This window comes from Staphylococcus sp. HMSC072B07, assembly GCF_001815505.1.
Taxonomy (GTDB): Bacteria; Bacillota; Bacilli; order Staphylococcales; family Staphylococcaceae; genus Staphylococcus; species Staphylococcus simulans.
Map to the genome: position 1 here is coordinate 111,948 of NZ_KV820965.1, position 13,378 is coordinate 125,325.

Annotated in this window: 14 protein-coding genes and 1 pseudogene; 12 read left to right on the forward strand and 3 right to left on the reverse strand. The window is 35.5% G+C overall.

Annotated elements, in window-relative coordinates; genetic code table 11:
* Positions 1–29 precede the first annotated feature (29 nt).
* The 6 genes from manA to HMPREF3031_RS12630 all read left to right on the forward strand — a co-directional run bounded on the left by manA (position 30) and on the right by HMPREF3031_RS12630 (position 4,830).
* Complete coding sequence (gene manA / locus HMPREF3031_RS12605; protein WP_002481823.1) at positions 30–968, forward strand: mannose-6-phosphate isomerase, class I; 939 nt, start codon at positions 30–32, stop codon at positions 966–968.
* Positions 969–988: 20 nt separating this feature from the next.
* The gene (locus HMPREF3031_RS12610; RefSeq protein ID WP_002481822.1) at positions 989–1,219 is read left to right on the forward strand and encodes a hypothetical protein; all 231 of its coding nucleotides are present in this window, start codon (positions 989–991) and stop codon (positions 1,217–1,219) included.
* Positions 1,220–1,359: 140 nt separating this feature from the next.
* Positions 1,360–2,736 (forward strand): EVE domain-containing protein, encoded by a 1,377-nt coding sequence (locus tag HMPREF3031_RS12615; protein WP_002481821.1) that lies wholly within the window; start codon positions 1,360–1,362, stop codon positions 2,734–2,736.
* A gap of 123 nt (positions 2,737–2,859) precedes the next feature.
* Positions 2,860–3,258 (forward strand): thiol-disulfide oxidoreductase DCC family protein, encoded by a 399-nt coding sequence (locus HMPREF3031_RS12620; protein WP_002481820.1) that lies wholly within the window; start codon positions 2,860–2,862, stop codon positions 3,256–3,258.
* A gap of 268 nt (positions 3,259–3,526) precedes the next feature.
* Entirely contained in the window at positions 3,527–3,973 is a 447-nt protein-coding gene (locus tag HMPREF3031_RS12625; RefSeq protein WP_002481819.1) for a Dps family protein, read from the forward strand.
* A 164-nt stretch (positions 3,974–4,137) separates the two neighbouring features.
* On the forward strand, positions 4,138–4,830 hold the full coding sequence (locus HMPREF3031_RS12630; protein WP_002481818.1) for a D-Ala-D-Ala carboxypeptidase VanY: 693 nt from the start codon (positions 4,138–4,140) through the stop codon (positions 4,828–4,830).
* Positions 4,831–4,896: 66 nt separating this feature from the next.
* Here the strand turns inward: HMPREF3031_RS12630 and deoD are convergent, their stop codons facing one another.
* Positions 4,897–5,604: a purine-nucleoside phosphorylase gene (gene deoD / locus HMPREF3031_RS12635; RefSeq protein WP_002481817.1), complete on the reverse strand. Its 708-nt coding sequence runs from the start codon at positions 5,602–5,604 to the stop codon at positions 4,897–4,899.
* 248 nt (positions 5,605–5,852) lie between these two features.
* Between deoD and deoC the strand changes: the two genes are divergently transcribed.
* Together deoC and HMPREF3031_RS12645 are read left to right on the forward strand one after the other, a co-directional pair.
* Positions 5,853–6,515 carry a deoxyribose-phosphate aldolase gene (gene deoC, locus HMPREF3031_RS12640; protein WP_002481816.1) on the forward strand — a complete coding sequence of 221 codons (663 nt, stop codon included), beginning with the start codon at positions 5,853–5,855 and terminating at the stop codon, positions 6,513–6,515.
* A gap of 185 nt (positions 6,516–6,700) precedes the next feature.
* Positions 6,701–7,957, forward strand: coding sequence for an aminoacyltransferase (locus HMPREF3031_RS12645; RefSeq protein ID WP_002481815.1), 1,257 nt, complete (start codon positions 6,701–6,703; stop codon positions 7,955–7,957).
* A 114-nt stretch (positions 7,958–8,071) separates the two neighbouring features.
* Here the strand turns inward: HMPREF3031_RS12645 and HMPREF3031_RS12650 are convergent, their stop codons facing one another.
* Complete coding sequence (locus HMPREF3031_RS12650) at positions 8,072–8,539, reverse strand: S-ribosylhomocysteine lyase (RefSeq protein WP_002481814.1); 468 nt, start codon at positions 8,537–8,539, stop codon at positions 8,072–8,074.
* Positions 8,540–8,830: 291 nt separating this feature from the next.
* Here HMPREF3031_RS12650 and HMPREF3031_RS13785 point away from each other — a divergent pair.
* From HMPREF3031_RS13785 to HMPREF3031_RS12660, 3 genes and pseudogenes are all read left to right on the forward strand, one after another.
* A pseudogene (locus tag HMPREF3031_RS13785) lies at positions 8,831–9,988 on the forward strand (M20 family metallopeptidase); the annotation flags it as partial.
* Positions 9,989–9,997: 9 nt separating this feature from the next.
* On the forward strand, positions 9,998–11,218 hold the full coding sequence (locus tag HMPREF3031_RS13790; protein ID WP_226956319.1) for an L-aspartate--L-methionine ligase LdmS: 1,221 nt from the start codon (positions 9,998–10,000) through the stop codon (positions 11,216–11,218).
* Between the two features lie 139 nt (positions 11,219–11,357).
* Positions 11,358–12,023 (forward strand): DUF2750 domain-containing protein, encoded by a 666-nt coding sequence (locus HMPREF3031_RS12660; protein ID WP_002481812.1) that lies wholly within the window; start codon positions 11,358–11,360, stop codon positions 12,021–12,023.
* Positions 12,024–12,105: 82 nt separating this feature from the next.
* Here the strand turns inward: HMPREF3031_RS12660 and coaW are convergent, their stop codons facing one another.
* Positions 12,106–12,915 (reverse strand): type II pantothenate kinase, encoded by an 810-nt coding sequence (gene coaW / locus HMPREF3031_RS12665; protein ID WP_002481811.1) that lies wholly within the window; start codon positions 12,913–12,915, stop codon positions 12,106–12,108.
* A 93-nt stretch (positions 12,916–13,008) separates the two neighbouring features.
* Between coaW and HMPREF3031_RS12670 the strand changes: the two genes are divergently transcribed.
* Positions 13,009–13,374, forward strand: coding sequence for a VOC family protein (locus tag HMPREF3031_RS12670; RefSeq protein ID WP_002481810.1), 366 nt, complete (start codon positions 13,009–13,011; stop codon positions 13,372–13,374).
* Positions 13,375–13,378: the final 4 nt, after the last annotated feature.

Sequence of the window (13,378 nt, forward strand, 5' to 3'; positions counted from 1 at the left end):
TGAAAAAGTAGCGGAGGTGGACAGTTTCAATGCCATTGTTTTTAGACCCGATTTTTAAAGAAAGAATTTGGGGGAGTCACCATTTATCAAAATATGGTTATTCATTACCTGAATCAGATATTGGAGAAATATGGACGATTTCTGCGCACCCACATGGTGACAGTGTCATTTCAAATGGTCCATTTAAAGGCCAAACACTTAGCTATGTTTGGCAAACACATAAAGAATTATTTGGAGATTTTCCAAGTGCGCAATTTCCATTAATGGTTAAAATGATAGATGCACAAGAAGCATTGTCGGTACAAGTACATCCAGATACTGCTTATGCCTATGAGCATGAAGACGGTGATTTCGGTAAAAAGGAATGCTGGTACATTATTGAAGCGGATGAAGATGCTGAAATTATCTATGGTTTGAATACAGAGTCTAAAGATGACTTTGTAAAAGCTTTAGATCAAGGTGAACACCAGGATTTATTTAAACATATCCCAGTTCAAGCAGGTGACTTTTTCTTTGTACCTAATGGTATTGTCCATGCGATTGGTAAAGGATTAGTCGTGTATGAAGTAACACAAGCTTCTGATGTCACATATCGTATTTATGATTATGAACGTGTAGATGCACAAGGGCAGCCGCGTGATATGCATATCGATAAAGCCAAAGATGTCGTTGAAGTACGTGAAGATAGTCCGAATGTGATACCAGAATCAGAAATTATTGAAAATCATAAACGAACAACATACATTACACATGATGCCTTTACAGTCGTTAAATGGGAAATCACAGGAACATTAAATTATATGAAGCCAAGAGAGTTTTGTTTAGTCACAGTGTTACATGGCGAAGGCCAATTGATTACAGATGGTGATGTTTATGAAATTGCGTCAGGCAGCAGTTTTATACTGACATCTGAGGATTTAGATAACATCTTTGAAGGTGACTTAACAGTTATGATTACGTATGTTTAAAGAAACAGAGGTGTAACAGCATGCGCAAGTTTTTATATATCACTTTAATTTGCGGTATTTTATCAGGTGCAGGGGTCTTTATGAATTTCCCTAAGTATCCAAACTTGATGATTCCAGCTGCGTTTTCAATTTTAGGAATTCTATGTGTATTACTTACTATTCCAGATAAACAAACGAGCAACATGTTGAAGTTAGGCGGATTTTTAATTAATTTCATGCCGTTGATGGCAATTTTACTAATGCCGAGATAATGAGTTTGACTTGTATCAAAGAGAGGCATTTGATATAAATAGCTAGAATGAGATTTGCAATATAGGGTTGAAGCTAACAGCCGCGAAATGCGTATATTGCACTTAAATCAATATATTTATGAAGAAGGAGCAGTATCAAAATGAGTGAAGAAACAAACTATTTCTGGCTGAACTGTGGTTATAATCGTTGGAATCATAATGAACCTTTAGTAGGCCAGACGACATTGTTTGAATCAGGGGCACAATTCAATCCTACGCAAGGCTTTCGAGCATTTAAAAAAGCAAAACCAGGTGATAAAGTCATCTTTTATCAAGTTCAAACAGATGCTGGTTTGCTTGGAAGCGGTGAAATCATCAGTGTCCAAACAGGTGCACAACACAAAATCCGCGTACAATTTCGTTTAACTGAAGCTTTGAAACCATTAACTACAGATTACTTAAAACGCAGTGAACAGTTAGAATTTCGTATCAATAACATGAAAGAAACATTGTTCAATCAAATCGCTAAAGAAGAATTTGAATTAATTGAACAACTTGGTAAAGGGACTACACAAGTGCCGAGATACTTCTTCTTAGCTGAAACCAAAGACTTTGAACCGGGTGAAACGTATACATTATTTACACATACGTTCAACGGGATTAAACGTAACGGCTATCATTACTACACGCAACTTGAAATTGGCGATAAACTTGTTTTTTATAACCGTAATGCGGATCATTCTGTGGTAGGTTTAGGTGAAGTAACACAACATATTCGTGAGTTGCCGCCAATTCAAGGACGTACAAATAGTACTGCAATTGAAGTCCGCTATGATGAAGATATCAATCCGGTAAATTTAGCGACGTTAAATAAACATCCAAGATTAAAGAACTTATACTACTTACAAGAAAATGCCAAACAGGCCATCGCAAGTATGTCTCAAGCACAATTCGATGCGATTCTTGAAATGAGTCGCAATGATAGTGTGAAACCACAATTTGAAGCCATCAAAAAAGATGATGCTGTAGCACAAACAGAAGATGAAATTAAACCATTTATTTTATTAGTGATTCAAGATAAAGATCGTGCAGAAGGCTTAAAAGCTGCAGAGAATCTACTACAAAAAACCAATGCAAAACCTGTTATTACCACAGGACATCCTGACTTCTCTGAAGATATGTTGTATGGAAAGTATTTACCAAATGAAGCAGGAGCGCTTTATTACAGAGAAGGTTTCATTACAGAATTGATGCCGAGAACAGATCGCAGCTATTTAGTCATTGATAACTTCAATCGTATTGATCCAGATATTTTCCAAACGTATATCAATGTGTTAGAAGGCTATGAAGTGACATTGCCACGTTATAATCGAGATGGTTCTATGATCAGATGGTCACGTGATAAAGATTCTTTCTATCACTTTAATCCAAACTGGCATATCATCGGTGTCACATATGATGATTTAGAAACGATTAAACAAAAATACTCAGAACAATTCTTAAAATATGCACGAATTGTCAAAGTAAATCACGACTAATATAGATATGAGTCTTAGAGGGTTACGTCCCATCTAAGACTTTTTTTAATGAAAAATTAATGGTAATTCTAAACGGGTATATTAAATAATAGATGAAAGACTGAACGAGAAAGGAGTAATAGAATGCCGATTATTTATTATGATGCAAACTGTGTGTATTGCTATAACTATGCGATATGGTTAATTAGACACGGTTTATCTAAAAGTTATGAGTTTGCGACATTAAAAGGTACTGCAGGCCAAGAATTAGAACGCAGACATCCAGGTATATTAAAAATGAATACTGTCGTACTGCAAGAAGGGGACCATCTTTATTTCAAATCTACAGCTATCGCAAAATTGTTGATGTCATTAACAGAAGAAAAATGGATAGGTGTCCTATTAACGCTTGTACCGAAACCATTGCGTAACTTCGGTTATGATTTATTTGCGAATAACCGAGATAAGATGTGGCATGCAGAATGGCAAGAACCTACTGATTATGAACGCTCATTCTTTATTGAATTGCCTAAGAATATTTAATTGAGAATGAAAATAAAATGAACTACTTGTTTATAATGGGCAAGCATTAAATGTCACATCCTTTTAAATGGCTTAGTAATAAGTGTTATTAATGTGTTAAAAGCTTCCAAGCAGGGTAAATTAATAGAGAAAGCAGATACAACATCTTAGAACTCTAGTTTATAATAATTTTAAATTAGAGGAGATATAGCTTTACAGATTAGAATGATTATAATATAATAACTATTACAAAGAGAGAAAACGACAACTTAAAGGAGCGATTATTTTTATGGCAAATAAACAAGATGTAGTAAATGTATTAAACGAACAAGTAGCAAACTGGACAGTATTATATACAAAAATTCACAACTTCCATTGGTTTGTGAAAGGTCCTCATTTCTTCTCATTACACGTTAAATTTGAAGAATTATATAACGAAGCAAGTGAACACATTGATGAATTAGCAGAACGTATCTTAGCAATCGGCGGCAGCCCAGTTGCGACATTGAAAAATAGCTTAGATGTAGCAATTGTAGATGAAGCAGAATCAGAAAAAACTGCTGAAGATATGGTTCAATCAATTTCTAAAGACTTCACTAACATTTCTGAACAACTTGCTAAAGCAGTAGAAGTTGCAGGAGATGCAGAAGATGATGTATCTCAAGATATGTTAATCGCATTACAAACATCAGTTGATAAACACAACTGGATGTTCCAATCATTCCTAGGCAAATAAGCACCAATCAAATAACTTATAATGATAAAACCAAGCCGTGGTCAAGAAGAACCATGGCTTGGTTTTTCTTTTGTGAAAGTATTTTAAAGTTTCATAAAAGGATGTTGAAAAATATATTATGCGTTCTATAATATAGATGTGAAAGTTGATGAGGTGATAACGGGATGAATAAATTAATTGCGGGTACTTTGGCTGCTAGTTTATTATTAACAGCTTGCGGCAGTACATCAGAACAAAACGACAACAAGGAGAACAAGCAATCAGCACAACAAGACACTAAAAAAGCACCACAACCTAAACAACAACATCAAGTGAACAAGAAAAATGGTGTGACAACTGTTGATGGTTTAATGTTAGTGAATAAAAAGGTATCGATTTCAAAACACTATAATCGTGGAGAAAATCAAACAGCGAGACAACATTTAAATGAAATGATGCAAGATGCGAAAAAAGAAGGATTAAATATTGTCTATCGCAGCGGATTCAGATCTTATCAAGAACAAGTCGGACTTTATAATAGTTATGTGGCTCGTGATGGTCAGAAAGCCGCTGATAAATATAGTGCTAGACCTGGCTTTTCTGAACATCAAACAGGCTTAGCTTTCGATGTGGGCACACCACCAGGAAATAAAGATTTCTTAGAAGCATATGGTGAAACACCTGAAGGTAAATGGCTTGCTGAACATGCGCATGAATATGGTTTTATTCTTCGATATCCGAAAGGTAAAGAACATATTACAGGTTATCAATATGAACCTTGGCATTTCAGATATGTCGGCCTTAAACATGCGAAAGACATCCATAATCAACATCAGACATTAGAAGAATATCTAGATTATGGTTATGATAAGAAATAATATTAAATGAAATTATAAAAAAAGGCGAAGCTGAGTTGAGCTTCGCCTTAAAATATATTGAATAGATTATGCGATTTCTAACGCAATTTCCATCATTTGTGTAAATGAGTTTTGACGTTCTTCAGGTGTTGTAGCTTCATCACGTAAGATGTGGTCACTTACTGTGAAGATACCTAATGCTTTTTTACCTGCATAAGTTGCGTTTAAGTATAAACCTGCAGATTCCATTTCAATACCTAAAATACCCATACGTTGCCATTGTTGGTTGAATGTTGAGTCAGCGTTATAGAACGTATCAGAAGAAAGGATATTACCAACATGAGTCGTTGCGCCGACTTTGTCTGCAACATTTTTAGCTTCGACCATTAAATCAAAGTCAGCTAATGGTGCGAAATGACCAGGAATGTTGTATTGATCTACATAGTTAGAGTTTGTAGAAGCACCTTGTGCAATAATAATATCGTAAAGATTTACGTCTTCTTGTAATGCACCACATGAACCGATACGAATAATTGTATCTACATCAAACGTGTTATAAAGCTCATATGAATAGATACCAATACTTGGAATCCCCATACCTGAACCCATTACTGAAACTTCTTTACCTTTATATGTGCCTGTATAACCGAACATATTACGAACTTCGTTAAATTGTACGACATCTTCTAAATAATTATCTGCGATATATTTTGCGCGCAGCGGGTCACCTGGCATTAAAACTGTTTTCGCGATTTTAGCACCATTTGGTTGAATATGCGGTGTACCTTGAGTCATATTTATCTGCTCCTTTAATAAAAAATAAGTTAAGTTAAAGATAACACGCAAGCCTATAATTTGCGAGAATTACTATACACAGTTGGGCTTATTTAATGACAATTCAGGTATGATTTCATTAAAAGAGTGAAATTGAAACAAGTTGAACATCTCTTATATTTTAGCGAGTTAAAATATTTGGTAAAATGATAATTGAATACGTTATATTATATGTGAAAGTAAACAACCAAATTGGAGGATGTATACAAATGAATTATGCGAAGTATATTGATCATACTTTATTAAAACCAGATACTACTTTAGAACAAATTGATAAGTTGATTGAAGAAGCAAAGGAATATCAATTTAAATCTGTATGTATCAACCCGACTTACGTGAAACATGCGGCAGAAGCATTAGCAGATTCTGACGTACTAGTATGTACAGTCGTCGGATTCCCATTAGGCGCAAATACAACAGCGACAAAAGCATTTGAAGTAGAAGATGCAGTGAAAAATGGTGCAGATGAATTAGATATGGTTATTAATATCGGTGCATTAAAAGACAAACGCTATGATGAGGTACAACAAGATATTGAAGCGGTTGTTAAAGCTGCTGATGGTCGTACCGTTAAAGTGATTATCGAAACAGTGTTACTGACAGATGAAGAAAAACGTAAAGCATCTGAATTAAGTAAAGCAGCAGGTGCACACTTTGTGAAAACTTCTACTGGCTTTGCTGGCGGCGGCGCGACAGTTGAAGATGTAAAATTAATGAAAGAAGTCGTTGGCGACGCATTAGAAGTCAAAGCTTCAGGCGGCGTTCGTAACTTAGAAGACTTCAAAGCTATGCTAGATGCAGGCGCAACTCGTGTAGGCGCAAGTGCAGGTGTACAAATTATCCAAGGACTAGAATCAGATTCTGATTATTAATAGAAATAGATGAAAGAAAAGATGCGATGCGATGCTTAATTGTAAATATGATTAGGTATCGTATCTTTTTTTGAGGTGTTTTTATTAAAAATTAAAATAAATAAACAATTATGTACGACTATGTGGTGTGACGTGTTGTAGAATGATACAGTTAAAGGGAGCGACATCATCAAAGGAGATGCACCATGTATTTTACTAATTTAACTGAAGCAGAATTTGAGAATTATACAAAACAACATTTTTCACATTATACACAGTCAGTGAAACATTATCATAATCGCAATAAAACACAACATGATGTACATATTGTAGGTGTTAAAGATAATCAAAATGAAGTCATTGCGGCGTGTTTATTAACAGAAGCGAGAAGTATGCGCTTTTTTAAATACTTCTATACACATCGCGGACCGGTCATGGATTATAAGAATGCTGAACTTGTAAAATATTTTTTTGCGGCACTTACGTTGTATTTAAGAAAGCAAAAAGGAATATATGTGTTAGTAGATCCTTATGTATTAGAAAGCATTAGGGAAACTGATGGTGAAATCATTGAACAATTTGATAATCATCAGTTGATTCAAACATTGGAAAAGTTAGGTTACAAACATCAAGGCTATTCCACTGGTTATTCTTCTATGAGTCAAATCAGATGGTTGTCTGTGTTAGATTTAAAAGGAAAATCAGAAACGCAGTTACTCAATGAAATGGACTATCAAACAAGACGTAATATTAAAAAGACTTATGAAATGGGTGTACAAGTCCGTACACTTTCTATTGATGAAACACCTTTATTCTTCGAATTGTTTAAAATGGCAGAAGAGAAACACGGTTTCACATTTAGAGGTTTGGATTATTTTAAACAAATGCAAAAGGTTTATGGTCATCGTGGTTTCTTAAAATTAGCATATGTCGATTTGCATACGTACTTAAAAGAGTTGAAAGAGAAACACGCACAATTACAAAGTGATTTAGATGAAGTGAATGAGAAGTTGAAAGAAAGTCCGAACTCTAAGAAATCAAAAAGCAGAGCTAATCAACTGCAGCAACAATTTAATAGTAACGAACGTAAAATCAAAGAAACACAAGCGATGATAGAAAAAGATGGCAACATCTTAAACTTAGCAGCTGCGCTTTATCTTTATAATGAGCACGAAGTTTACTATCTCTCTAGTGGTTCGAATCCTCAATATAATGCGTTTATGGGCGCATACCGTTTACAATGGGAAATGATTAAATTTGCGAAGAAGAAAGGTATTGACCGTTATAATTTCTACGGTATTACAGGAGATTTCTCTGATAATGCAGAAGACTATGGTGTACAAAAATTCAAAGAAGGATTTAATGCACACGTAGAAGAGTATATTGGAGATTTTATTAAACCGCTTCGCCCAATGCTCTACAAACTCTCATTATTATTAGACAAACTAAAAAACAGAGAATAGATGAAAGCAATCTATTCATAATTTTAATAGCAAACAAAAAAGAAGCCCCGTCTCAAATCAATTTTTGATTTGAAGCGGGGCTTCACATACTATTAACGCATCAAGTGACCAGGATTAGTCTTCGCTGAAGATTTTATCCCATTGGTCACGTTTTTCTAACATTTCTTGTGCAATTTCATGTGCACCTTCTAATGAGTGGCTTGCTGCCCAACCGCATTGTACCTCATTACAAGCAGGGACTTCTTTAGCCGCAACAACATCTTTCAATGTTGCTTCAATGATGTTTAATACATCTTCGTAGTCATCATGGTTGATGAATGATACATAGAAACCAGTTTGGCAACCCATTGGACTTAAGTCTACGACTTTGTCTGTGTGGTTACGGATGTTTTCAGCCATTAAGTGTTCTAATGAATGTAAACCAGGCATTTTCATGTGTTCTTTGTTTGGTTGTTTGAAACGAATATCGTATTTCTTAATTACATCTCCGTTTTGACCTTCTTTTGTACCTGCTAAGCGCACAAATGGTGCAACAACTTTAGTATGATCTAAATTGAAACTTTCAACGTTCATTTTAGGCATAAAACTAAACCTCCTTTAGTTCTTCATGTCTTATTGTAACAAGGCTAAGCAGCATTTACAATTTTACCGAATACACTTTCAATGAAAAGTTTATCAGTTTACTCGGGATAAATTTGTTGAAAATTAAGAAAAAGGATGACAAAGTCATGAAAAACCTTTAAAATGTTTAGTAATCAATTTTACTGATAAAGATATAAAAGGGGATGAGAACGCAAGGTAAAAGCGTTCCAAATCGTGTTAAAACGACCTTAAAGACACATATATCTTTGAAAAATAAAGGGAGTCACTAAAATGTCATTTGAAACTCATATTGAACAATTTATAGATGCGAAACAGTCAGAATTTATTGATATCAGTCATAAAATCCATGAAAGACCAGAACTAGGAAACCAAGAAGTCTTTGCTTCTGGTTTATTAATGCAAGAATTAAAGAAATACAGCTTTGAAATTGAACAAGATATCGCAGGTCATCCGACTGGCTTCATTGCTCAATATCATAGTCGCAAGCCAGGGCCGACGATTGGTTTCCTAGCAGAATATGACGCGCTTCCTGGATTAGGTCATGCATGCGGTCATAATATTATCGGTACAACAAGTGTGTTAGCTGGTATCGCTTTAAAACAAGTTATCGATAAAGTAGGCGGACAAGTCGTTGTGTTAGGTTGTCCAGCCGAAGAAGGCGGAGAAAACGGAAGTGCGAAAGCGAGTTATGTTAAAGAAGGTATCATTGATGAATTAGATGTTGCTTTGATGCTGCACCCTGGTAATGAAACCTACAAAACAATCCATACATTAGCAGTAGATGTATTAGATATTAAATTCTACGGTAAAAGTGCACATGCTTCTGAAAATGCGGATGAAGCGATTAACGCTTTAGATGCGATGATCAGCTATTTCAATGGTGTAGCACAATTACGTCAACAAATTAAAAAAGGTGAACGTGTACATGGTGTGATTTTAAATGGTGGAGAAGCAGCCAACATTATTCCTGATTTTACACATGCACGTTTCTATACACGTGCAACAACACGTAAAGATTTAGATGTGTTAACACACCGAGTAGGTCAAATTGCTCAAGGTGCCGCATTGCAGACAGGTTGTGACTATTCATTCAAACCGATTCAAAATGGCGTGAACGAATTTATCTTAACACCTAAATTGGATGAACTGTTTGCACATTATGCACGTCAAAAAGGCGAAGAAGTCATCTTCACTGACTTCGGTTACGGTTCTACTGATACGGGTAACGTCAGTCATATCGTACCGACGTTACATGCACATATTAAAATCGGGCCAAGCAATTTAGTAGGACATACTTACAAATTTAAAGAAGCTGCTGCATCTGACCATGGTGATAGTGCCTTAATTAAAGGTGCGGATATTTTAGCACGTATGGGCTTAGATTTAATTCAAAACAATGAATTGTTGAGAGAAATAAAAGAACAACATGTCAGAAAAGTGAAGCAAGCATCATTAAAAGAACTTAGAAAACATTCAGAACAACCTAAGGTCACTTTAAGTGATTTATATGATGAGTCTATTGTTTATACGTCTCGTCCATCGTATGTTTCCAATCCTTGGTTAGAGCCTGATGAGCATCAATCTAACTTCTTAACAGGTCGTGAATTATTAATTGCGAATAAAATGCCGGTGATTGTGCATGAAGCGAGTGTCACTGATAAGTTGAAACAGTTATTCAACGAAGTCGGTAAAGAAGTGCCAAGCAATGTTTATAAATTCCATAACCAAGCTAGTTATGAACATTTATTACGTTCGTTAACGAAAGAAGACAACAAGAAGATTTACTTCCAATATGTGCATAGTGAAGACATTGTACCTAAAGAAGATTATGCGCTGGATAAAGATACGTTTGTTGCGCTCAACAATAAAGCACGTATACCAGAGTGGACAAACGGTAAATATTTGCCGAAACGTGAAGTTGTGGCGGTAGAAGATTTTGAAGAAGCAGTGAAGAAGTGGGATTTACCGATTGTATTAAAACCAGGCGATGATTTACCGACAGCCGGCGGTTATGGCGTGATGATCTGTTATAACCAAGAAGATTTAGAAAAGGCCATTGAACGTGTTCATCAAGCATTGAATGAAACAGAAACAATGATTATTGAACAAAAAGTGGATGATATCGCCAATTATTGTGTACAATTTGCTTACTCAGATCAAATCGGTTTGAAATATTTAGGAACAGCCGAACAAATCACAGATGATTATGGTTTCTATAACGGAAATCAAAGTGTACCGGTGGAAGAGGTGCCGCAAGCTGTGATTGAAGCGGGTCGCGAAATTATGGAAAACGGTATTAAAGAAGGTTTCTATGGTGTCGGAGGTTTCGACTTGCTTTATGATAAGTATGGTCATGTTTATGCGATTGATTTAAACTTCCGTCAAAACGGGTCAACAAGCATGTTGCTGTTAGATGATGAATTATCTGGAGATTTCCATAAATTCTATAGTTATTTCTCACGCAGTGATAATACGAAATTTTATCGTACGATTATGAAATATGTCCGCCAGGGCAAAATTTATCCATTATCTTATTATGATGGTGATTGGTATGGTAAGGATAAAGTGAATTCTCGTTTTGCGTGTATCTGGCATGGCAGCTCAAGAGAAGAAATTGAATTAAATGAAAAAGCCTTCTTAAAAGAATTAGGCGATTAATATAGAGTTTTAGTGAAACGGTTAAAATCCTGTGTGATTTTAGCCGTTTTGCTTTAACATAAATCGTATTAGATTGACTGTTTAAGTTTATTATTTTATATTTGCATTGATACACAACTATAGAGAAAGTGGGTTTACTATGGATTATAAATACGAAACGTTTTTCAAAGATTTGCTTGTAAATGAAACGTACTATATTGCAGTCAAAGATAGAAAAATGGTTAGAAGAGATGTAGATGGACATGCCATTGCGCTATTTTGGACAAAGAAAGAATTAGCAGAAGCTTATTTTGAAAACCGTAAAGATGCTTACGATAAAATTATTATTCGTGATTTAGATCGCTTTGTGACAAGTGAAATGGATGACTTATTTGATAAAGGGGATAAAGTCTTAGTCAATGTTACAGATGAACTAGACGGACATTTCATTGATATTTATGAAGCTACAAAACAAATTATGACAGAACTGGATCGTATTCGTACAGTTGAATTTGCGCGAATTACTGCGAAAACAGATGATGTTTATGGCCTGACTGATAAAGGAAATAAACAGTTTATTATTATCAGCAATAACGGGGAAAACCAGCCTAACTTTATGCCAGTGTGGAGTGACTATCAATCTGCATTGAAAGTGCGCGATGAAGATTTTGAAGAATGCGATGTAGATCAAGTTGAAGGAGAAGTTTTCAGTGAATGGCTTGATCAATTAAGAGATGATGATAACGGCGTCGGCATCAACTTAAAACCGAATGTTGTAGGTTCGATAGTTTCAGCCCAAACATTGAAAAATGAATTATCTTATTAAAATTGTTTAAATAGATAGAGAACATAATAGGGAATAAGGCAATGATTAAAATCTGCCTTATTCCCTATTTATTTGATGTACATTACGCTGGATTTCCTAAGTAGATACTGCCCAAAGCGCCTGAAAAAGCGCCGCCTTCAACATAGTAAGGCTTGAAACCACGTAAGACAGTATAATCTTCTACAACTTTGCGTAGAAGATGATTATTGTTGAATGAAGAACCGATATACACCACATTTTCAGTTTGAAACTCTCTTGCGAGTGTGATGGCCATGGTTGTGACAACTTCTCCAACGACACCCATTACTGATGCTAATTGATCTGCGGTTGAAACTTCTTTATCTAGATGACGCATCACATGTGCGAAGTTTGCGGCTGTTAAATCACCTGGAATCGGCGGTTCACTATTTTTATAGATGTGTTTTACTTTTAAATCGATAAATTCACGATCACCTTGTTCTGCGGTATCTGTCAAAGTTTGATAATCTGTAATCCCAGATAATAAGTATCCTAAACCTTGAATCATACCGCCGCCGGCACCGATACCTCCGACACGTCTTTGTGTCTGGCCGTCAAAATAGTGCATAGATGTGCCTGTTCCGACATTGGCGAAGATGTAGTCTTTTAAATAATGACCTTGTTCTTCTAATAACATATTTAAACCCTTTGAAGCTGCATCGAACTCAACGAATTCTTGTGCAGGGAAATCTAATTGATCTTTAATCATTTGTGCTTTACCGCCGGTTAAAGAAACATTTCTGCAAGGTTGTTGATTCAACCACTCAATCACTTCTGTTAATTCATCAGTACGTTTCGTTCTGAAAGTACGGTGCCCGTTGTCGATTTCGACAATTTTAATTAATGTACCACCGGCATCAATACCGATTTTCATAGTTTCACCTCAAAATTATGTATGACATGTAATCATTAATAGTATAATCAAAAGAGAAAGAAAAAAGCAAAGTTAAGGAGTGTACAATAAAAAATGAAATTAAGTCCATACCTTATCGTAGAAAATGTTGCAAAAGCAGCTGAATTCTATCAAAGTGTTTTCGGCGGTGAGATTAAAGTATTAAATCAACAAAAAGAACAAGTGTTGCACGCAGAAGTTCACATTACTGATGCTATTGTATTGCACTTATCGAGCAATTATGGCAAACCATTCAGTAATGAAGATGTGAATCTGCTTCTGACATTTGAAGATTCTACAGAACAACAACGTGTATATGATGCGTTGAGTGTTGGTGGAGATCCACACATGCCGATTACTAAAACTTTTTTCAACGCAATGCATGGTCAAGTCAGAGACCAATACGGTGTCAATTGGCTCTCAAATTGTTTCTCAGCATAGCGCA